20 protein-coding genes are annotated in these 21,236 nt (G+C 69.2%); 12 read left to right on the top strand and 8 right to left on the bottom strand.

Annotation, left to right across the window (positions count from 1 at the left end):
* Positions 1-113: 113 nt before the first annotated feature.
* Together sfnG and B0B15_RS02180 are read left to right on the top strand one after the other, a co-directional pair.
* Positions 114-1,247, top strand: a complete 1,134-nt coding sequence (gene sfnG, locus B0B15_RS02185; protein ID WP_076673077.1) for a dimethylsulfone monooxygenase SfnG — start codon at positions 114-116, stop codon at positions 1,245-1,247.
* Positions 1,248-1,351: 104 nt separating this feature from the next.
* Positions 1,352-2,392 carry a putative FMN-dependent luciferase-like monooxygenase gene (locus tag B0B15_RS02180; RefSeq protein WP_076675088.1) on the top strand — a complete coding sequence of 347 codons (1,041 nt, stop codon included), beginning with the start codon at positions 1,352-1,354 and terminating at the stop codon, positions 2,390-2,392.
* Between the two features lie 244 nt (positions 2,393-2,636).
* Here B0B15_RS02180 and B0B15_RS02175 read toward each other — a convergent pair whose 3' ends face one another.
* On the bottom strand, positions 2,637-3,557 hold the full coding sequence (locus tag B0B15_RS02175; protein ID WP_076673076.1) for a LysR family transcriptional regulator: 921 nt from the start codon (positions 3,555-3,557) through the stop codon (positions 2,637-2,639).
* A 104-nt stretch (positions 3,558-3,661) separates the two neighbouring features.
* Between B0B15_RS02175 and B0B15_RS02170 the strand changes: the two genes are divergently transcribed.
* The gene (locus B0B15_RS02170; protein ID WP_076673075.1) at positions 3,662-5,080 is read left to right on the top strand and encodes an MFS transporter; all 1,419 of its coding nucleotides are present in this window, start codon (positions 3,662-3,664) and stop codon (positions 5,078-5,080) included.
* Entirely contained in the window at positions 5,080-5,829 is a 750-nt protein-coding gene (locus B0B15_RS02165) for a 3-hydroxybutyrate dehydrogenase (protein WP_076673074.1), read from the top strand. The genes B0B15_RS02170 and B0B15_RS02165 overlap by 1 nt, the downstream gene beginning before the upstream one ends.
* 25 nt (positions 5,830-5,854) lie before the next feature.
* On the opposite strand, the gene B0B15_RS02160 is transcribed toward B0B15_RS02165, so the two are convergent.
* Positions 5,855-6,961 carry a hypothetical protein gene (locus B0B15_RS02160; RefSeq protein WP_076673073.1) on the bottom strand — a complete coding sequence of 369 codons (1,107 nt, stop codon included), beginning with the start codon at positions 6,959-6,961 and terminating at the stop codon, positions 5,855-5,857.
* 157 nt (positions 6,962-7,118) lie between these two features.
* Complete coding sequence (locus tag B0B15_RS02155; protein WP_143016317.1) at positions 7,119-8,252, bottom strand: hypothetical protein; 1,134 nt, start codon at positions 8,250-8,252, stop codon at positions 7,119-7,121.
* A gap of 227 nt (positions 8,253-8,479) precedes the next feature.
* On the opposite strand from B0B15_RS02155, the gene rpsF reads away from it, so the two are divergent.
* The 6 genes from rpsF to B0B15_RS02125 all read left to right on the top strand — a co-directional run bounded on the left by rpsF (position 8,480) and on the right by B0B15_RS02125 (position 12,176).
* A complete protein-coding gene (gene rpsF / locus B0B15_RS02150) occupies positions 8,480-8,872 on the top strand; it encodes a 30S ribosomal protein S6 (RefSeq protein ID WP_058622540.1) in 393 nt (130 codons plus the stop codon).
* Positions 8,873-8,877: 5 nt separating this feature from the next.
* Positions 8,878-9,396 (top strand): single-stranded DNA-binding protein, encoded by a 519-nt coding sequence (locus B0B15_RS02145; protein ID WP_076673071.1) that lies wholly within the window; start codon positions 8,878-8,880, stop codon positions 9,394-9,396.
* A gap of 106 nt (positions 9,397-9,502) precedes the next feature.
* On the top strand, positions 9,503-9,757 hold the full coding sequence (gene rpsR, locus B0B15_RS02140) for a 30S ribosomal protein S18 (RefSeq protein WP_013584646.1): 255 nt from the start codon (positions 9,503-9,505) through the stop codon (positions 9,755-9,757).
* A gap of 10 nt (positions 9,758-9,767) precedes the next feature.
* Positions 9,768-10,220, top strand: a complete 453-nt coding sequence (rplI, locus tag B0B15_RS02135) for a 50S ribosomal protein L9 (RefSeq protein WP_076673070.1) — start codon at positions 9,768-9,770, stop codon at positions 10,218-10,220.
* A 220-nt stretch (positions 10,221-10,440) separates the two neighbouring features.
* Positions 10,441-11,751, top strand: a complete 1,311-nt coding sequence (locus B0B15_RS02130; RefSeq protein WP_076673069.1) for an amidohydrolase family protein — start codon at positions 10,441-10,443, stop codon at positions 11,749-11,751.
* Positions 11,748-12,176, top strand: a complete 429-nt coding sequence (locus B0B15_RS02125) for a cupin domain-containing protein (protein WP_076673068.1) — start codon at positions 11,748-11,750, stop codon at positions 12,174-12,176. Before B0B15_RS02130 ends, B0B15_RS02125 begins: the two co-directional genes overlap by 4 nt.
* Before the next feature lie 133 nt (positions 12,177-12,309).
* Here the strand turns inward: B0B15_RS02125 and B0B15_RS16870 are convergent, their stop codons facing one another.
* Complete coding sequence (locus B0B15_RS16870) at positions 12,310-14,070, bottom strand: chaplin family protein (RefSeq protein WP_076673067.1); 1,761 nt, start codon at positions 14,068-14,070, stop codon at positions 12,310-12,312.
* A 78-nt stretch (positions 14,071-14,148) separates the two neighbouring features.
* A complete protein-coding gene (locus B0B15_RS02115; protein WP_143733826.1) occupies positions 14,149-15,339 on the bottom strand; it encodes a hypothetical protein in 1,191 nt (396 codons plus the stop codon).
* A gap of 674 nt (positions 15,340-16,013) precedes the next feature.
* Between B0B15_RS02115 and dnaB the strand changes: the two genes are divergently transcribed.
* Positions 16,014-17,309: a replicative DNA helicase gene (dnaB, locus tag B0B15_RS02110; protein WP_306169550.1), complete on the top strand. Its 1,296-nt coding sequence runs from the start codon at positions 16,014-16,016 to the stop codon at positions 17,307-17,309.
* Positions 17,310-17,522: 213 nt separating this feature from the next.
* Here dnaB and B0B15_RS02105 read toward each other — a convergent pair whose 3' ends face one another.
* Entirely contained in the window at positions 17,523-17,924 is a 402-nt protein-coding gene (locus B0B15_RS02105; RefSeq protein WP_076673064.1) for a hypothetical protein, read from the bottom strand.
* A 565-nt stretch (positions 17,925-18,489) separates the two neighbouring features.
* Between B0B15_RS02105 and B0B15_RS02100 the strand changes: the two genes are divergently transcribed.
* Entirely contained in the window at positions 18,490-19,671 is a 1,182-nt protein-coding gene (locus B0B15_RS02100; RefSeq protein WP_076673063.1) for a DNA cytosine methyltransferase, read from the top strand.
* On the opposite strand, the gene B0B15_RS02095 is transcribed toward B0B15_RS02100, so the two are convergent.
* Both B0B15_RS02095 and B0B15_RS02090 read right to left on the bottom strand, forming a co-directional pair.
* Positions 19,668-20,630 carry a NaeI family type II restriction endonuclease gene (locus B0B15_RS02095; RefSeq protein ID WP_176776546.1) on the bottom strand — a complete coding sequence of 321 codons (963 nt, stop codon included), beginning with the start codon at positions 20,628-20,630 and terminating at the stop codon, positions 19,668-19,670. The genes B0B15_RS02100 and B0B15_RS02095 overlap by 4 nt on opposite strands.
* Positions 20,631-20,640: 10 nt before the next feature.
* Complete coding sequence (locus B0B15_RS02090; RefSeq protein ID WP_056369671.1) at positions 20,641-21,069, bottom strand: very short patch repair endonuclease; 429 nt, start codon at positions 21,067-21,069, stop codon at positions 20,641-20,643.
* Positions 21,070-21,236: the final 167 nt, after the last annotated feature.

Raw genomic sequence — 21,236 nt, 5'->3', positions numbered from 1 at the left:
CTCGGGGGCGTCAGGGCATCGGGCGTCACATCACGAAACGGGCCGTCACATGTCGTTGACCGCTCCCGTCCGCGGTGCGAACGTGGCCGGGTTCCGACCCGCGAGGAGAACCCATGTCCGACATCGCCCCCACCCACGAGCCGCTGAAGTTCGCCTACTGGGTTCCCAACGTCAGTGGCGGGCTCGTCATCAGCTCGATCGAACAGCGCACCGACTGGAGCTACGACTACAACGTGAAGCTCGCCCAGACTGCGGAGCGCGTCGGCTTCGAATACGCCCTCAGTCAGGTGCGGTACGCCTCGAGCTACGGCGCCGCCCAGCAGCACGAGTCCACCTCGATCAGCCTCGCGCTGCTGCTGAACACCGAGAAGCTCAAGGTCATCTCGGCGATCCACCCGGGGATCTGGCATCCGGCGGTCCTGGCGAAGTTCATCAACACCGCCGATCAGTTCTCGCACGGTCGCGCGGCCGTGAACGTCGTCAGCGGGTGGTTCAAAGACGAGTACACCGACCTCGGCCTCGAGTGGCTCGAGCACGACGAGCGGTACGAGCGCGCGGCGGAGTTCATCCAGGTGCTGCGCGGGCTGTGGACGCAGGAGAGGTTCTCGTTCCACGGGAAGTACTACGACATCACCGACTTCACGCTGCGGCCCTTCCCGTACGACGTGCCGGGCCGGGCGCACCCCGACATCTTCCAGGGCGGCAATTCGACGGCGGCGCGCTTCAACGGCGGGGCTCATTCCGACTGGTACTTCTCCAACGGCAAGGACTTCGAGGGCTTCACCGAGCAGTACGACGACGTCACGCGGATCGCCGCGGAACACGGACGGCGCACCCGGTTCGGACTCAACGGTTTCGTCATCCAGCGCGACAGCCGCGCCGCGGCGGAAGAGCAGCTGCGCGAGATCATCGCCCACGCCGACGACAGCGCCGTCGAGGGGTTCCGCAAGAGCGTGCAGGAGGCCGGGGCGTCCACGAAGGACGGCAAGGGCATGTGGGCCGACTCTTCGATCGACGACCTCGTGCAGTACAACGACGGATTCCGCACGCAGCTGTTCGGGGATGCGGAGCAGATCGCCACGCGGATCATCGAATACAAGAAGCGCGGGGTCGACCTCTTCCTGCTTGGATTCCTGCACTTCCAGGAGGAGCTCGAGCGATTCGGTGAGACGGTCATTCCGATTGTGCGCGAGCTGGAGGCGGATCTGGCGCGGACAGGCGACCCGATCGACGTGGCTTCACTCTGAGAGGCCGGTGGGACTTCCGAGCGACCCGGGCCGCCCCGCTCGAGATCCGTCTTAGCCTGGATGGGATGGCATTCCGCAAGGGGAATGCGAGGAGAGGGGCGATGATGAGCGGCGCGCGGCTGGGCTTCTTCACCCGCCTCCTGGATGCCGGCACCGACGGCGAGCGATACCGAAAGGCCCTCGCGCAGGTCCGCGCAGCCGAACGGCACGGCTTCGCATCGGTGTGGGTGGCGCAGCATCACTTCGACCGCGACGAGGGCGGACTGCCGTCGCCGTTCCCGTTCCTGGCTGCTGCGGCGGCGCAGACCGAGCAGATCGCCCTCGGCACCGGCATCGTGACCCTCCCGATCGATGACCCCGTGCGGGTGGCGGAGGATGCCGCGTTCGTCGACGCCCTGAGCGAGGGTCGCGTGCAGCTCGGAATCGGCACGGGCGGCACCCCGGCGTCGTTCGCGGCGTTCGAACGCTCCTCCGGCGACCGTCGCGAGATCCACGCCGCCCACGTCGCCGTGCTGCGGGACGCGTTCGCCGGCCGCGGTATCCGCGGAACCGACCTGCGGCTCAACCCCGCAGCGCCCCGTCTCGGTGGGCGGCTGTGGCAGGCGACGTTCTCCGTCGACGGAGCGCGCCGCGCCGGGGAGCAGGGCGACGGGCTGCTCCTCTCCCGCACCCAACCCCGCGAAGTCAACCAGAACCTGCACGAGGTGGAGGTGCCGATGGTCGAGGCCTACCTCGATGCTCTCCCCGCCGGAGTCGAGCCGCGCGTCCTCGCGTCGCGCACGGCGGTGGTCGTGGATGCCGACCGGCTCGGGGAGACCTGGGCCGTCGCCGAACCGGGAATCCGCCGCCTGACTCGTACATTCCTCAAACGGAATGCGGACGGAGACGTGCGGGAGGTCGCGCGGGCCACGGACACTCACCTGGGCACGGTCGATGACGTCGTCACGTCGCTCGCCGCCGACCGGACGCTCGCCCTCGCCACAGACGTCGCGTTTCAGGTGCATTCAGTCGATCCCCCGCACGAGGTGACCCTCCGCTCGATCGAGTTACTCGCGACCGAGGTTGCTCCGCGCCTCGGCTTCCGCATCGGCGCCGAGGCGGCGGGCGAACTCCGCGCGCTCGGCGCGCCGCCACTCTCCCGCTGACGTCCGAGGAGGACGCCCGCGATGCCCTCGTTCAGGACGCACACGAACGCCAGCGCCGGAAGTCCGCGAAGGCCAGCGCCGGACACCCGGAGACGCCGGCGCGGCACGCGCCCGCGAGGCCAGCGCCGGCCCGCCCGCGACGCCGCGCCGGGCGCATGCGACGCCTGCGGGAGACACACGCGCCTCGCCTCGCGCGCGTCGCCTCGCGCTGGGCTGCCGCCGGGCGCAGCGGTCGGCGGACGGCTCAACCCACCCCGTCGAGCATCGCGGCCGACCGTGCGGTCTGGTCCCGGAGGGCTTCCGCGAGAGCGGCGACGGCGGGGATGCGCAACGAGTCCGCGCGCACGATCATCCAGTAGGGCAGGCGCTCGGCGACGCTGCCGGGAAGCAGGCGCACCAGGTCGTCGTGCCGATCGGCGGCGAAGCACGGCAGCATCCCGATGCCCGCCCCCGCGCGCGTGGCCTCCACCTGCACGAGCACGTTGGTCGAGGTGACGCCGTCACGCATGTGCGGCACGATCCGGCGGGGAAGGTCGACGGCCTCGACCTGCAGCATCGCGTCGACGAAATAGACGAGGCGGTGCCGCTGCAGATCGTCGAGGTCACGCGGCGAGCCGTGCTCGGCGAGGTAGGAACGCGACGCGTACATGCCCAGCGTGTAGGACCCCAGTTCGACGGTGGAACCGCTCGAGGTCTGCGGTTCGCCCACCACCACTTCGAGGTCCAGCCCCGGGCGATGCAAGGCCGCGCGCCGCTGCGCGGCCACGATCTCCACGGCGAGATCCGGATGCCGCTCGCGCAGCGCCGAGATGGCGGGGGCGGCGATGTAGGCGCTGAAGCCGTCGGTGGCCGACATGCGGACGACTCCCGACACCGGATCGGGCTCCTCTGCCCCGGCGGCCAGGTGCGACATCGCGGCCTCGATGCGCCCTGCGGTCTCGCTCGCATGTCGGCCGAGAGCCGTGAGCTCCCATCCTCGACCCGACTGTGCGACCACTCGGCCGCCCAGTGCGTCCTCCAGTGCGGCGATCCGTCGCGCGACGGTGGTGTGGTCGACCCCGCGTACCTGCGCGGCGGCGGTGTAGCGCCCGGTTCGCGCGACGGCGAGCAGCATCAGAAGATCGTCGGCCCGCACATTCGCGAATCGGCCGGTCGTGGCATCCATGTGTGCAATTGTGCACACCGGGGAAGCGGGAATGGGCATTGTCGCAAGACGGCGCCCGGCTCACACTGGAGCGCGAATGTCACCGTCGACACCGAAGGAGCAGCATGGATTCCCCCACCCCCGCGTCGCGCGCCAGCGGCGGCGCCCCCGCCCCCACCTCTGGCGCAGGTCAAGCCCCGGCCACGACCCGGATCCGCCGGGTCGTCGCCGCCTCGATGGCCGGCACCGTCGTCGAGTGGTACGAGTTCTTCCTCTACGCCACCGCCGCGAGTCTCGTGTTCGGGACGTTCTTCTTCCCGTCGTCGGGCTCGCCCCTCGACGGCATCATCGCCGCCTTCGTGACCTACGCGGTGGGCTTCGTCGCCCGGCCCCTCGGTGGCGTCGTCTTCGGGCAGATCGGCGACCGCTTCGGCCGCAAGCCGACCCTGCAGGCGACGATCATCATCGTCGGAGCCGCGACCTTCCTCATGGGATGCCTCCCCGGGTTCGCGTCGGTGGGGTATTGGGCGCCCGCGATGCTCGTCGCCCTCCGCTTCATCCAGGGCTTCGCGGTCGGCGGCGAATGGGGCGGGGCGGTGCTCCTCGTCGCCGAGCAGAGCCCCGACAAGCGCCGCGCGTTCTGGTCGAGCTGGCCGCAGGCGGCCGTGCCCGTCGGCAACCTGCTGGCCACTCTGGTGCTGCTCATCACGTCGTTCGTGCTCAGCCCGGCCGCGTTCCTCGACTGGGGATGGCGCATCGCGTTCTGGCTGTCGGCCGTGATCGTGCTGGTGGGCTTCTGGATCCGCCGTCACGTCGAGGAGGCGCCGATCTTCCTCGAGGCCAAGGCGCAGGTGGAGAAGGAGAAGGCGACGTCGTTCGGTGTCGTCGAGGTGCTGCGTCGCTACCCGAAAGGCGTCGTGCAGGCCATGGGCGTGCGCTTCGCGGAGAACATCGTCTACTACATCGTCGTCAGCTTCTCGATCGTGTACCTCAAGATCGTGCACTCGTACGACACCAGCCAGCTGCTCCTCGCCCTGCTCATCGCGCACGTCGTGCACTTCCTGGTGATCCCGCCGCTCGGCAGGCTCGCCGACCGCGTCGGCCGTCGGCCGGTATACCTCGTCGGAGCGATCCTCAGTGCGACCTGGGCTTTCTTCGCCTTCCCCCTGTTTGACACGCTCAACCCCGTGCTCATCGTGCTCGCGGTGACCATCGGCCTGGTGTTCCACGCGGGCATGTACGCACCGCAGCCCGCCGTCATGGCCGAGCTCTTCCCGACCCGCATGCGCTACTCGGGCGTCTCGCTCGGTGCGCAGGTCACCGCGATCCTCGCGGGCTCGCTCGCGCCGATCCTCGCGACGCAGTGGCTGCGCGACTTCGGCTCGTGGCTGCCGATCGCGATCTACATCGTCGTGGCGTGCATCGTCACCTCGATCGCCGTGCTGTCGTTGACGGAGACGCGCGGGATCTCGCTGCGCGACATCGACGCCGCCGACGCGGCACGTACCGCCGAGCGCCGCACGGCCGGTGCGAAGGGAGCCTGATGACCATCGACCTCACCGGGCGCCGCGCCCTCATCACCGGCGGCGCGAGCGGGATCGGCGAAGCCATCGCCCGCTCCTTCGCCGCCGCGGGCGCGCAGGTGACGGTCGCCGACCTGAACGCCGAGGGCGCCGAGAGGGTGGCCGCCGACATCGGCGGCCGCCCCTGGGCGGTCGACCTGTCCGACACGGCGGCGCTGCACGAGCTGACCCTCGACGTCGACATCCTCGTCAACAACGCCGGCATCCAGCACGTGAGCCCGATCGAGCAGTTCGCTCCCGAACGCTTCGCGTTCATGCTGCGGCTGATGCTCGAGGCGCCGTTCCTGCTCATCCGCGCCGCGCTTCCCGGCATGTACGAGCGGGGCTTCGGCCGCGTGCTGAACGTGTCGAGCGTGCACGGCATCCGGGCTTCGGAGTTCAAGTCCGCCTACGTCACCGCCAAGCACGGCCTCGAGGGGCTGTCCAAGACCACGGCCCTCGAGGGCGGCCCCCATGGCGTGACGAGCGTGTGCATCGACCCCGGCTACGTGCGCTCGCCGCTGGTCGAGAAGCAGCTCGCCGACCAGGCGCGCACGCACGGGGTCGACGAGAGCGAGGTGCTCGAGAAGGTGCTCCTGAAGGATGCCGCGATCAAGCGCCTCGTCGAACCTGCCGAGGTGGCCTCGCTCGCGCTGTGGCTGGCTGGGCCCGACGCGTCGATGGTGACCGGTGCGAGCTACACGATGGACGGCGGGTGGTCGGCGCACTGAGCCGCCGACCTCGAGCGGCGTCGGTTCAGCGGCCGAACGCGAGCGTCAGCACCCACCAGCCCACCGCGGCGACCCCCACGATGACGGTCACGAGCGGGAATCCGCGCTTGAGCCGACGTCCCGGGGCCGCGACGCCCGCCGGCGGCGGCGACAGCAGGGGCGCGGCGCCGGTCGTCGCCCCCGGGATTCCGGATGCCACGGCCCCCGCCGTCGGCGTGGAGGGGAGGCGCTCGTCGCGCCAGCGTGCCCACTGCGCGAGCTTGTCGTCGATCGCCGCCACCGTGGTCAGCAGCCAGCGCCAGGTGGCAGGGTCCAGGGTGGACAGATCGCGGCGGGAGTAGAGGAACAGCCAATCGTCGACGATCTCGACGTCGAGGGCGGCGGCGCTGTCGATGAACCGCGCCATGACGTCGGGCGTGAAGAGGTACAGCGCGTCTCGCTCGTAGCCCTCCGGGCAGTAGAGCGCGAAGTGCTGGTCGAAGTCGCCCTCGAGGCTCAGGCGCTGGTCGCGGCCGAACGTGACCGGCAGGTTGGACCCGCCGAACAGACCGTTGTTGCCCACGGCATCCAGGACGATGTGGGGGAGCGGAGTGTCCAGCCGCACCGCGACGTAGCCCCACCGGTGGGTCTGCTTGTTCTTGCCGGATCCGGTCTCGTACCGGTAGTTGCCCACCTCGACGAACCGCGGGTTCTCGGCACGCACGATGTCGTGGGTCTCGCGGTCGTGGCCGAGGGAGAAGATCATGCCCGGCAGGGCGGGGTCGTCGAAGCCCGGATGCCAGGTCATCCCGTTCGCGCGAGCGAAGCGATCGAGCCGGTAACGCCGCTCGGCGGCTCCGCCGAAGCCGCGCACGACGGCCCCGGTCACCAGGGAGCCGACCACGATCAAGAGGACCACGACCAGCAGTGGAGCGGGCCCCGAGCCCATGTCGCCCGTGAACAACGCTGAGCCGACGACGCCGAAGAACAAGAGGGCGATCAGCAGGAACGCGACGCCGATGATCGCGAACAGGACGATCGGCACGGCACGACCGCTGAGCCGCCCCTCGCGTCGCAGCTGCGCGGAGAACGCGCTCGCCGCGGCGCGGTCGACGGGTGCGGTGAGCGCGGAGACGTCGACGGACGCGGTCATCGGACGGCCTCCGCGGGGTGGGAGGTCCGGCCCGCCGGAGCGACGGCGTGCGCATGACGACGGAGCGCGCCGCGCGACCGGGCGGGCGCCGGCGCGCCGAGCCGCGAGCCGGGGAGGGGCGAAGGGGTCATGATCCGCCTTTCGGTGAAAGGCCGCGTCATCGGGCGAGGAAGAACAGGATGCCGACGAGGAAGACGGCCACGACGGCGACCATCACGCCCGCCACGGCGAGGAGGGCGATGATCCACGCCCTGCTGCGGCGGAGACGCCGGCCCGGCGGGGCGACACCGACCGGCGCGGGGGCGAGGGCGGCGGCGACGGCGTCGGGAGAGGGGAGCGCGGAGGCGACCGGCGCCGGGGTCGCGTTCCCGGCGAATTTGCCGGAGGCGGCCGGTGCGGAGGGTTCGACGGCGCGGGGGAGACGGTCGTCGCGCCAACGCCCCCACTGCTCGAGCTTTTCGAGAAGGGCCGCGATGACCGAGAACAGCCACGCCCACCGCGCGGGGTCGAGCGTCGAGAGCTCGGTGGGGGAGTAGAGGAACAGCCAGTCGTCGATGATCTCCACCTCGAGAGGCGTGGCGGTGTCGACGAAACGCGCCATGACGTCGGGGGTGAAGAGGTAGAGCGCGTCGCGCTCGTAGCCCGCGGGGCAGTACAGGCGGAAGTAGCGGTCGAAGTCGCCCTCGAGGCTGAGGTGCTGACCCCGCTCCCACAGTCCGAGGCGCACGCCGTTGCCCATGGCATCCAGCACGATGTGCGGCAGGGGGACGTCGAGACGCACCGCGATGTATCCCCAGCGCGAGGTGGTGGTGTTCTTGCCGTTGCTCACCGTGTACGAGTGGTTGCCCACCTCGACGAAGCGCGGGTGCGACGACCGGACGAGGTCGTAGGCGGTGCGGTCGCCGCCGATCTGGAAGATCGCGCCGGGCAGCGCGGGCTCGGGCAGCGCGGGCACGTACTCCATGCCGACGTCGCGCGCGAAGCCGGCGAGGCGCCACCGCCGGTCCTCCTGCTTCCGCTGCCCGTGACGGACGGCGAAGAGCGCGGCCACCAGCGCCCCGAGGCCGAGCAGGATCGGGATCGAGAAGATCAGGCCGAGGATGACCGCGCCCTCGCCGATCACCGAGCCGAAGATCGTCAGCAGCACGATGAGGAAGACGCCGGCGCCTCCGATCAGACCGAACGCGAACACGTAGGCGACGACCGCCGCCGCGGTGTTGGCGGCGGGCAGGCTTCCCTCCGCGCGTAGCCGGGCCGTGAACGCGCGGGCCGCGGCCGCATCGCCCGGCATCGTCAACGCTCGCGCGTCGAATGGTCGGATCCCCGTCATGCGGCCCCCTGCCGTCGTCGGTGTCTCCAGGCTATCGACCCTCGATTCCCCGGGAGAGTCGGCATCCGTTAGACTACGAAGGTTGTCCGGCGACGCCCATGCGCGTGTGAGCCCGCGATGACGTGCAACACACCCTCCTGCTGCCGGGAAATGCCCGTCAGCCGTTCTAGTCCGAAGGAGGTGGGTTAGTGACGCACCAGTACGAACTCATGGTCATCTTCGATCCCGAGGTCGACGAGCGCCAGGTCGCTCCGAAGCTCGACGGATTCCTCAAGGTCATCACGGCCGATGGAGGAACCATCGACAAGATCGACATCTGGGGCCGCCGTCGTCTCGCCTACGAGATCCGCAAGAAGAACGAGGGCATCTACGCCGTCGTCAACTTCGTCGCGACCAGCGAGGCCACGAACGAGCTCGACCGTCAGCTGAAGCTGAACGAGCAGATCATGCGCACCAAGGTCCTGCGCGCCGAAGAAGCGATCGCCCAGGTCGCCGCCGAGGCCAAGCGCTCCGAGGAGAAGGCCGCCCGCAAGGCCGCCGCTCCCCGCAAGGTCGAGTCCGCCGAGAAGGCTGCGAAGTAACGACGATGGCCGGCGAAACCGTCATCACCGTCGTGGGCAACCTCACGGCCGACCCCGAGCTGCGGTACACGCAGAACGGGCTTCCGGTGGCGAACTTCACCATCGCGTCGACCCCCCGCACGTTCGACCGTCAGGCGAACGAGTGGAAGGACGGCGAGGCGCTCTTCCTGCGCGCCTCGGTGTGGCGCGAATTCGCCGAGCACGTCGCCGGCTCGCTGACCAAGGGCTCCCGCGTCATCGCGACCGGGCGTCTGAAGCAGCGTTCCTACCAGGACCGCGAGGGCAACAACCGCACCTCCATCGAACTCGAAGTCGATGAGATCGGCCCCTCGCTCCGCTACGCGACCGCCCAGGTCACCCGTGCCGCCGGTGGCGGCGGGGGTGGCGGAGGCGGCCAGCGCGCGCAGGTGCAGCAGTCGAACGACGAGCCGTGGTCGACCCCCGGCTCGAACAACGGCGGCGGCAACAGCGGCGCTGACGCGTGGAGCACTCCCGGTTCCTACGGCGACGACACCCCGTTCTGATCTTCGCCCCGCTCTCGAGCGAGACGACAGACCCCTCGAAATTCCGGATGCCATGACCCGGTCCGCGTGACCGGCTCGGCATCCGAACCACACGAAAGAAGGAAGCATGGCTGGAAAGGCCACTGGCGACCGCCGCAAGCCGCGGAAGGGCGCGAAGAACGCAGCCCCCGCGAAGGCGATCCGCGTCGGCGTCATCGACTACAAGGACGTCGCAACTCTCCGCAAGTTCATCTCGGAGCGCGGGAAGATCCGCGCCCGTCGTATCACCGGTGTCTCCGTGCAGGAGCAGCGCCTGATCGCCCGCGCCATCAAGAACGCGCGCGAGATGGCTCTCCTGCCCTACGCCGGCGCCGGCCGCTAAGGAGCACCCGATGGCAAAGCTGATTCTCACGAATGAGGTCACCGGGCTCGGTAGCGCCGGTGACGTTGTCGAGGTCAAGAACGGGTACGCCCGCAACTACCTCATCCCGCAGGGCTTCGCCGTGGCCTGGAGCCGCGGTGGCGAGAAGCAGGTCGCGTCGATCCGCGCTGCTCGCGAGTCCCGCGCGATCCACGCGCACGAAGACGCCGTGGCCCTGAAGAACTCGCTCGAGTCGAACACCGTCAAGCTCGCCGTCAAGGCCGGCAACGAGGGTCGCCTCTTCGGTTCGGTCAAGCCCGCCGATGTCGCCGACGCCGTCAAGGCCGCCGGTCTCGGTGAGCTCGACAAGCGCAAGATCCAGATCACCTCCGCGATCAAGTCGGTCGGCGAGCACGAGGCGACCGTTCGCCTGCGTGACGACGTCACCGCCGTGATCACCCTCCAGGTGGTCGCCGCGAAGTAATTCGCGACGCACGATTCGGCCCCGCTCCTGCTTCGGCAGGGCGGGGCCTTTTCGCGCGCGCCCGCCCAATCCGGGGCGGATTCGTGATGTCGGGGCGTGTATTTCGCGCCCCGACGTGCGGAATGCGCCCCAAACCGGTCCTGGGGTGGCTTCGACAGGCTCAGCCACCTTCGCGCCCGCACGACACACGCCCGTCACACCGCCTCCCTAGGCTGACGCCGTGCAAGAGCGAGCCGATCGTGTCGTGGTGTTCTCGGCATCCCTCGTGCTGCCGATCACGGCGCCGCCGATCCGCGACGGGGCGATCGCCGTGGCGGCGGGGCGCATCCGGCACGTGGGCGACCGCGAGTGGGTACTGCACGAGCTGCACGCCCGCGGGCTCGCGTTCGACGAGGTGCACTGGCCGGGCGTGCTGACACCGGGACTGGTCAACGCCCACTCGCACCTGCAGTACACCGGCATGGCCGCGGTGGGCCGGGGGAGCTACGCGGGGTTCGAGGACTGGGCCGCCGCGTTCCAGCCGGTCTACGAACGCGGGCACGACTGGGGAGCGGATGCCACGGCCGGCGCGCGCGCGATGATCGCCGCCGGGACCACGGCGGTGGCCGACATCGTCACCGACGTCGAGGCGGCCTCGGCGCTGCACGACGCGCGGCTGCACGGCATCACCTACTGGGAGGTGATGAGTTGGACGAACGCCGCCTGGGCCGAGCGCGGACGCGCGGAGGTGGAGGCGCGCCTCGACGCGCTGCCGTCGCCGCCGGGGACGGGGCTGTCGCCGCACGCGCCGTACTCGCTCGACGTGGAGCCGCTGCTCGAGATTCCCGACATCGTGCGCGAGCGGGGGAGTCGCCTGCACATCCACCTCGGAGAGGCGGCGTTCGAGCGCGGGCACGACGATCCGCAGCCGTGGCGGGAGCGGCGCGCGTCGAGCTTCCAGGCCCTCCGCGACGAGGGGTTCGGCACCGGGGCGACCGAGTTCGTCGACGAGCTCGGCGTGCTCGGACCCGACTGCCACATCGCCCACGGCGTCTACATGACCGCGCGCGACCGCGCGACGCTGCGGGCGCGCGGCACGAGCGTGGCGCTGTGCCCGCGCTCGAACGCCGTGATCGGCCTCGACGAGCCGCCCGTGGCCGCCTACCTCGTCGAGGGCAACGCCCTGGCCGTGGGCACCGACTCCCTGGCATCCAGTCCCTCTCTCGACCTGTTGGCCGATGTCGCGGCGCTGCACCGGTTGGCGCAGGCGCAGGGGTACGTGCATCGCGACCTGTCGGCGCTGCTGCTGCGGGCGGCGACGCTCGGGGGAGCGCACGCGATGGGGCTGGACACCGGGCCCGCGCGCACGGGGTACCTCGCGGTCGGCGCCGTGGCGGATCTCGCGTTCTTCGACGTGCCGGTGTCGGGGGTCGATGACACCATCGAGCACCTCGTGGTCGACGGAGCCGGACGCGCGGCGGCCACGTACATCGACGGCGAGGTGCGCTGGACGTCGGCGTCGTTCGCCCGTGAGACAGGAGTATCCGCATGACCGACCTCCCCGAAACGGCTCGGCTACTCGCTCTCGAGCCGCACCCCGAGGGCGGATGGTTCCGCCGCATGTGGACCGGCTCGTACGCGGTCGAGACGCCCGCGGGGGCGCGTCCGGCGGCGACGTGCATCCACTACCTGCTCACCCCCGGCGAAGAGAGCGCGTGGCACGTCGTGACCAGCGACGAGGTGTGGCTCTGGCACGGTCCCGGCACGCTCGAGCTGTCACTCGGCGGCGACGGCGCAGCTCCCGGAGAGGCGCAGACGGTGACGCTCGGTCCCGACCTCGCGGCGGGGCACGTGCTGCAGCACACGGTTCCCGCGGGCGTGTGGCAGGCGGCGCGGCCCGCGAGCGGCGCGGAGGTCGTGGTGAGCTGCCTGGTGTCGCCGGGGTTCAGCTTCGAGGACTGGCGCCTGGCGGAGTGACCGCGCCGGCGTGATCCGCGGGCCGAGCCGGCGCGCGGATGCCGGTTCGCGCACCACGACACCGGATGCCGCCGTGTCGGGGTCGGCATCCGGTGTCGTGTTCAGCGGGCCCGTGACGTAGGCCCGCGGTCACTCAGGCGCGGACGCGGCGGCGCAGCAGCACCCCGCCCATCAGCATCGCGAGCAGGCCCGCGATGGCGAGGCCGAGGGCGGTGGAGCCCTTGGTTCCGGTGACGGCCAGGGCCTTGGCCCCGCTCGTCGCGAGAGGCGCCGCGGCGCTCACCGAGGCGACCGAGCCGACGACGGTGGTGCCGCCGGTCGATTCGGTGTGACCGCCGTTGGTTCCCGGGGTGCCGGGGGTTCCCGGGGTGCCGGGGGTTTCCGGGGTGCCGGGGGTTCCCGGGGTGCCGGGGGTTCCCGGGGTGCCGGGGGTTCCCGGGGTGCCGGGCGTTCCGGGGGTGCCCGGAGTCCCGGGCGTTCCGGGCGTTCCGGGCTCACCGGGCGTTCCGGGCTCACCGGGCGTTCCGGGGGTGCCGGGGGTTCCGGGGGTGCCGGGCGTTCCGGGCTCACCGGGCGTACCGGGCTCACCCGGCGTTCCGGGGGTACCCGGGGTGCCGCCGGTGTTCGACTCCTCGGTGGTGCTGTCTCCGATGACCGAGACCGCGTTGCCGCCGATCGTGACGGGCAGCTGGATCGGGATGATCAGCTGGTTCCCGCCGCCGATGCTGCCGGTGCCGTCGGTGATGATGCCTCCGACCACACCGCCATCGCCCACGCCACCGGTGGTGGTGGCGCCTTCGCTGTGGCTGTCGCCGATCACCGAGACGGCGTTGCCGCCGATGGTGACGGGCACGGCGGTCGGGATGATCGCCTGGTTGCCGCCGAGGAGGCTGTCGGTGCCGTCGGTCTCGACGTCACCCACCGAACCGCCGTTGCTACCGGTTGTGGTGGCGTCCTCGGTGTGGCTGTCGCCGATTACCGAGACGGCGTTTCCGCCGATGGTGAGGGGCGCCTCGATCGGGATGATGGCCTGGTTGCCGCCGAGGAGGCTGTCGGTGCCGTCGGTCTCGACGTCGCCGACCGAGTCACCGCCGGTGCCACCGGTGGTGGTGGCGTCTTCGCTGTGGCTGTCGCCGATTACCGAGACGGCGTTGCCGCCGACCGTGATCGGAACCTCGATCGGGATGACCGCTTGGTTGCCGCCGAGGAGGCTGTCGGTGCCGTCGGTCTCGACGTCGCCGACCGAGTCACCGCCGGTGCCACCGGTGGTGGTGGCGTCTTCGCTGTGGCTGTCGCCGATCACCGAGACGGCGTTTCCACCGACCGTGATCGGAACCTCGACCGGCGCGACGACCTGGTTGCCGCCGAGGAGGCTATCGGTGCCGTCCGTGGCCGCTCCGGGCACCTCGTCGGTGTACACCGGCATGACGTGCAGCGGAGGCTGCTCCGGGGCCGCCTCCGGCTCCGCGGCGGGCTCCTCAGCCGGCGCGGGCTCCGGGGTCGCCTCCGGCGCGGACGCCGAGGTCTCGGCATCCTCGCTGTGGCTGTCGCCGACCACCGAGACGGCGTTGCCGCCGACCGTGACGGGCACGTCGATCGAAATGATGCCCTGGTTGCCCGAGCCCACCCCGTCGCTGCCGTCGGTGATGGTCACCGGGGCCGCATCGGGCGCGGGCGCCGAGGTGTCGGCATCCTCGCTGTGGCTGTCGCCGATGAGCGACACGGCGTTGCCGCCGACGGTCACGGGCAGGTCGACCGAGATGCCGGCCTGATCGCCCGAGAGCAGACCGTCTGCTCCCGAGGTCTCCGCGGCATTGGCGATGCCGCATCCGAGGACGGCCAGGCCGCCCCCGACGAACGCGCCCAGCAGGGCACGCGAGTAGAACTTGCGCATGAGAGTTTCTCCTGTGTGTGAATGAGGGTGCGCGAACGCGCGGGGTCGTGTGCCGTGCGGGGCACGGCGCGACCGTCCTCAGTCAGGAGAGACGTCGGTGGCGAAGACGGGGCTCCCCGGCAGATCGTCGTCGACGTCGTGGCGGAGAGCGAGCAGCAGCAGCCCGGCGCCGAAGGCGGCGTCGGCGGGCGTGGCAAGAGGAGTGGCGGCCGTCGGGGAGTTCCCGGATGCCGACGACGAAGCCGGAACGCCCGACACGGCGTCCGCGGCGAGAGGCGCGGGCAGATCGCGGGGCGTCTCGGGGGAGGCCGGGGCCGTGACGACGGTCACGGTGGGCGTCGCGTGGGCGGCGGCGGTGAAGAACTGCGCGGTCGCGGTCGTCTGCGCGGTGAGCGCATCGACGGGGGACACCGCAACCGGCGCGGCCTCGGGGAGCGCCGGAACTGCTTCCGCCGCGGCGACATCGGCCGGGGGAGTGACCTCGCCGCCCAGGTCGACCGGCGCGATCGGCGCGGCTGGGGTCGACGGGGTGAGGGGCGTCGTGGGCAGAACCGGAACGACCGGGATGATCGGGGAGACGGGGTCGACTGAGGGCAGCTCGCCGACGATGACGGGGACCGTGCCGTCGACGGCGTCACCCACGTCGGTGACGACCTCGCCGAGGCCCGTGTCTCCCACGATGGGGCCGACGACGGGCAGCGTCTCGACGGTGTCGACGATCGGCTCGACGATGGTGCCGACGACGCCCGCGTCGACGACGTCGTCCACGCCCTGCGTCGTGTCGTGCACGACGGCGTCGACGGTGTCGAGAGCGCCGCCGGTGACGTCACCCGCAGTGTCGGTCACGGTGTCGACGGCGTCGAGCGCGCCCCCGGCGACGTCGCCGGCCGTGTCGGTGACGGTGTCTGTCACCGTCTCAACGACCTCCGCGACCGGGACCGCGACGGGCTCGGGCAGCACCTCAGCGACGGTGTCGGTGTCGGATGCCGCGGTGTCGGACACGCGGTGAGTGACCGGCTCCACGACGTCGGCGACGGTGTCGGCTGCCGCGGAATCGGCGACGTGATCGGTGACCGGCTCCACGACGTCGGCGACGGTGTCGGTCGCGTCATCGACCGTCGAGGCGATGCCGCCGAGCAGGCCCCCTCCGCCGTCGTCGGCCGAAGCCGATGAGACCGACAGGATGAGCGAGAGGAAGGCGAGGGCGAATGCCGCGCAGGCGCCGAGAAGGAGCAGTCGCAACGTGTGCGACACCCCTCGCCCTGCCATGGCATCCATTCGATGCACCCCCCAAAAGAATCGACGGCGATTCTGCGCGGGCCACGGTACGCCTGCCACCGCGGGTGCGGAAGAGATCGGGTGAAATCCCAGTAGTCGACCGGTAGCCGCGCGATGACGGGCGACACGCCGGATGGGAAAAAAGATTTGACAGCGGGGGGCTCGGATCGGTAGTGCTTCGGCGAGTTATCCCCCGAGTTGTACACATGTGGAGCCCCTAGCGCACAACCTTCAAGGCGAAGTTCACGCAGGTTTTACGCAGGAAACCTGTGGACAGATATAGGCCCGGTCAAAAGCTTTTTTGGGCGGCAAATTGGCATCCATCCACCGAGTTCTCCACAGTGGTTGTGCACAGACATGGCGGCGTTTCCCGCAAACTCTCCACAGAGTTATCCACAGGTCTGTTTGCATGTGGGGAGCGTGGTATCTAGCGTGGGTGCAGCCCCTCGGGCATCCCCTTCACCACCCGCGCGCTCCGATGTCCGAACTCGGTGATTGCATGCTGGCGAGGTCGTCCCACCCGCAGTGTTTCCGAGCCCCCCACGCGCGCGCGTGAGGCGGTGACGGGCGTCCCGAGCACAGAAGGAGAGCACGTGGCCATCGCCGACATCGCCGAAGACCGTCTCGGAAAAGCACCCCGCCCCGAGCGCACGCCGCCGCACGACATGCTGGCCGAGCAGAGCGCGCTGGGCGGCATGCTGCTGTCGAAAGACGCCGTCGCCGATGTGATCGAGACCCTGCGCGGCGGCGACTTCTACGTGCCGAAGCACGAGCTGATCTTCGAGGCCATCCTCACGCTCTACTCGCATGGCGAGCCGACCGACGTCGTCGCCGTGACCGACGAGCTCATCAAGACCGGTGAGCTGCAGCGCGCCGGGGGAGCGGACTACCTCCACACGCTCACCTCGATCGTGCCGACGGCCGCCAACGCCGGCTACTACGCGTCGATCGTGTCGGAGCGCGCCATGCTGCGCCGCCTCGTCGAGGCCGGCACCCGCATCGTGCAGATGGGCTACGCCGGCGAGGGCGACCCGGTCGAGCTCGTCAACAGCGCGCAGGCCGAGATCTACAACGTCTCGGGCGACGACAGCGCCGAGGACTACATCCCCCTGACGGTGGCGGTGGATGCCGCGGTCGACGAGATCGAGGCCGCTCGCGGTCGCGACGGGTCGATGACGGGCATCCCCACCGGCTTCGCCGGCCTCGACCAGCTCACCAACGGCCTCCACCCGGGTCAGATGATCGTGCTCGCCGCGCGTCCCGCCATGGGTAAGTCGACGCTCGCGCTCGACTTCGCCCGCGCTGCCGCGATCAAGTCGAACGCCCCGTGCATCTTCTTCTCGCTCGAGATGGGGCGCAGCGAGATCGCCATGCGCCTGCTCAGCGCCGAGGGAGCCATCCCCCTGCAGAGCATGCGCAAGGGAACCCTGGACTCCCGCGACTGGACGACCGTCGCCGCCACCCGCGGCCGCATCAACGACGCCCCCCTCTACATCGACGACAGCCCCAACATGACGCTCGTCGAGATCCGCGCGAAGTGCCGTCGCCTGAAGCAGCGCGAGGGTCTGAAGATGGTCGTCATCGACTACTTGCAGCTGCTCACCAGCGGTAAGCGCGTCGAGTCGCGCCAGCAGGAGGTCAGTGAGTTCTCGCGCGCGCTGAAGCTCATGGCGAAGGAGCTGCAGGTTCCCGTCATCGCCCTCTCGCAGCTGAACCGTGGCGCCGAGCAACGCGCCGACAAGAAGCCGGCCCTCTCCGACCTGCGTGAGTCGGGCTCGATCGAGCAGGATGCCGACATGGTGGTGCTGCTGCACCGCGAGGCTGCTTACGAGAAGGACTCGCCGCGCGCCGGCGAGGCCGACTTGATCGTGGCGAAGCACCGTAACGGTCCGACCGACACCATCACGGTGGCGTTCCAGGGTCACTATTCGCGGTTCGCGGATATGGCGCCGGGGATGTAGCTCGGGTTTCGATGACCCCGGAGCGGCGTTCTTTGAGGCGCGGAGGTGAGCATTGCGCAGTCTCGCCTCTCGTGACTGACAGCGGTGGTGACACCGAAGCACCTGCTGGAATTCCGAGCTGCGACCTGCGGGTGTGCTCGGGGTCCGGGGAATGACACCGCTCGCTCCCAGCGGCTCGTCGAGGGCGAAGAGCGCAGCTGCGGCGAGGTTCTGTCAAGATTGTTGGTCGGGTTGCGCTGACAGCACCGCGCCGAGGACGCCGAGGACGTCGGCCGCCCCAGCCTCGGTGATTGTCTTTCCGGATCGACGCAGCCTCTTCATCTGCGTTCGTACGAGTTTGAGCGTCGATTCTTCCGCGAAAGGTGAAGCACCGTACACGCCGACGACGAGCCGAACGAGAAGCGCTGGAGCGAGGAACACCTGCCACATGGGCGCGAATGCAGCGAGCGCAAATCTTTCGAGCACGATTCTCGGCAAGTAATCCTGGGCTCGGTAGAGCCGTTTCCGTCCCAGGAGAGCGTGCCTGTACGCGCTGATCCCGAGGGCGAGGACCACTGGAATGAGCGTCCACAACACCGGCACGAAGTTGGACCCGGACTGCACACTCACGGCCATAGCGAGGACACTTACAACGACTAGACCCGCGCTGCGTTGAGCTTTCGCAAAGCATGTGGCGCAGAGAGCCGCAACAACGGTGAGAAGTCCGACAGCCCACGCGTGCGCGGACTCCGCCAACCATTCTGGAATTTCTCTGAGCCACTCCGGGACATCGGCCCCGAGACTCATGATTCCCCGGATGAGCCCGTCGATTGGACCCTCATCGAAGGTGGCGTTCTGGCCAAATACATGCGAGGGTGCAGTCTTGTGAATCTATCCGGTCGCGGCGTCCTATATGCGCAAGGGCGGACCTCCGACGCAGCCGCGTCGACGGTTTGGGCGGCGGCGAGTGGATGAGCATCAGAGTCGCCCGCGTCCACGGAGCAGAGTCTCGTGCCAGCTCGGAGATAGCTGGAGAGCGGTGGGCCCTGACGCTAGAGGACGAAGAGGGGCTAGCGCCGGCTCCCGAGCTGCCGAGGGGGAAGGCGCGAGCTCCCGTCGCGTGCCGCCGCCTCGACCTACGACTCGACCGGTAACGGCGGGGTATGACGCCGACGTCGGTGGCCGCACTTACCATCGGTCTATGACGAAATCCCTCCGCATGATTGACCTTTTCGCCGGTTGCGGAGGCATGACAGTCGGGTTCGCGGCCGAGGGGTTCCGTTCAGTGCTGGCGGTTGAGTGGGATCGAGTTGCGGCGGCCACATATGCGGCGAACTTCGGCGAAGAGCATGTGATCGCGGGCGACATCGCAGGCGTACCCAACGAGGCCATCCCTGAGGCCGACATCATCATCGGTGGTCCACCGTGCCAGGGATTCTCGAACCTCGGGCTGAAGGATATCAACGACCCTCGGAATCAGCTCTGGCGCGAGTTCATGCGGTTCGTGAAGCACTCGCGCCCCAAGGTCTTCGTCATCGAGAACGTCGATCGCTTTGCCAAGTCGCCGGAGTTCGCGATGCTGCTGGCGGAGGCCGATCATGGCGCTCTGGCCGAGTACGAACTTCAGCACGCAGTGCTCAATGCTGCAGACTACGGCGTCGCTCAGCGCCGCAAGCGGACCATTGTGATCGGATCGCGGATCGGTCGAATCGATCTACCCAACGCTACTCACACGAAGGATCCCGCCGAGGGGTCGGGCCTGAAGCCCTGGCGGACGGTGCGGGATGTGATCGGCGCGATCCCTCCGCATCCTTTGACGACGGAGCTTCCGGACGCCAGGTCCGCTTTCTTCGGAGAGACGATGCCTGGAGTCTTCCGCGGGCTCGACCTCCACATCCGGCGCACACCGACGAGCAAGAGCCTCGACCGATACAGCTTCATACCACCAGGCGGCGGACGGTTCGACCTTCCGCATGCGCTGCTTCCTAACTGCTGGGCCAACAAGCCGACCGGCACCACCGACGTCATGGGCCGGCTCCGTTGGGACATGCCATCGGTGACGATCCGGACAGAGTTCTTCAAGCCGGAGAAGGGGCAGTACCTGCACCCTCAGTGGGAGGCTGGCGAGTGGGTGGAGGAGTACGGCAAGCATCGCAGCGACCCGGTTCGCTCGGTTGACCGCGTCATCAGCCACTTCGAGGCATCGCTGATCCAGGATTTCCCGGCTGACTATCGATGGGTGGGCACCAAGATCCAAATCGCACGACAGATCGGGAACGCGGTGCCCTCAGGTCTGGCGCAAGCCATCGCACAGCAGATCAAGCCGCACCTAGTCGCCGCACGGATCGCGGACGAACAAGACCTCGACCTCGCCGTCGCCTAACTGCCCGCGCCAGGTATTTGCGGGTCCCACTCGATCTCAAGCTGAGCAGGCGTCACGTCGACGCGGTCGTGAGCCTTTGCAGGACTCACGGCCACCCAGGCATCATCACCTAGATCGAACCCGAGCTCCTTCGCCCGCAGCCGATCGGTGAGCCAGGTCCCGACAAGCACCTCCAGGCCCGACGCGGCGAGAACAGCATCCTTCGCCTGGCGTGCCCGGCGCATCGGATCCCTGTTTCCGAAACACACCGTTTCGATCGAGGACCGAGGAATCACCGTGTCTGGCAGGAACCCGAAGAGCGAAGCCAGCCGAGAGGTCTGACCGACTCTTGGCGCGAAGACGACAGCGAGTTGTGCTGCCGTGAGCTGGATCAATGGCTCCGCGGGAAGCGAGGTCCAATCGATCAGGGGAAGTGAGAACTGCGCGAGCGCATCCGCTGCGACGCCACGCTTTCCGTCCTTGTTGGCACCGTCGTTCAGCCACACCCGGTGGACCCGCATCAGGAACGCCCGGTGACGTCGCCTCGCGACATCCACCTGGATGAGGACGCTGATCTCACATTGGCCCTCTGTCGGGATCATCCAGTTCGACCGGATCGTGGCCTTGAGCTCGACCGGGATCCCGAGGATCAAAGTGTCGAGCGGGGGCTCTTTGTAGAGACCCAGCTCATTCAGCACGCGGTACTGAAGCTTCGTGCCCACCGAGGCTCGCTCGTCGGAATCGACCTCAGGACTCAGCAGGTCGAACCGTCCCGTCCGAGCTCCATCGAGAACGTACTTCACGGCATCGTCGACCGCTCGCGTCAGCTGGACGGGCAGCGGGCGGGCGACGAGCCATGACCACACCTTCTGGAGCTCAGTATCGTCGTCCACCCCATGGACCACGTGGGGAGCGGAGGTGCGCCCGCGTCGCTCGTCGGGTAGGCACAAACTGCCTGGCAACGCGGCCGTCTTTCTCATCATCGAGACGCTATCGCACCCCCGGCGGGCGGGACGACTGTCGCAGGTCGGCCTCGCCGAACATCCTTCGTTTCTCGTTCACCGCGTCGATGACGCGTGCGGAGGCGGCAGCGACCGATTCGTGCTCCCAGACACGAATGACCGCCCAGCCGTCGGCTTCCAGCGCCCGGGTTGTCTCCACGTCGCGAAGCCGGTTCCGCTCCAGCTTCGGCACCCAGTAGTCGGCGTTCGTCTTAGGCACCGTTCCGTGGACCGGGCATGAGTGCCAGAAGCACCCGTCGACGAAGATCGCGATGCGCAGTCTTGTGAAAACGATGTCTGCGCGTCGGCGCCGATCGGGGCCGGGGGCAAAGTCGACTCTGTATCTGTAACCAGCCGCGTGCAACTCCTTACGAAGTGCACGCTCAGGGCTGGTGTCGCGACCGCGGTTGGAGCGCATCGATCTCGCGACGCCCGGACTGCTCGCCCAGGACGGATTGGAACGGGGTGGGTTCCATTCAGGGCGAGGATCAGAGAATGTCAACCGCCACTTCCTCGAGTTTCGCTAGCAGGGCTACGGTCTTAGTTTGTGCCCTCTTTCGAAGGAGCGCAGGGGCTGTTCCGCCA

Source organism: Microbacterium sp. RU1D (assembly GCF_900156435.1).
Taxonomy (GTDB): domain Bacteria; phylum Actinomycetota; class Actinomycetes; order Actinomycetales; family Microbacteriaceae; genus Microbacterium.
The sequence above is the reverse complement of the archived record's forward strand: the minus strand, read 5'-3'. Positions and strand labels throughout refer to the sequence as shown.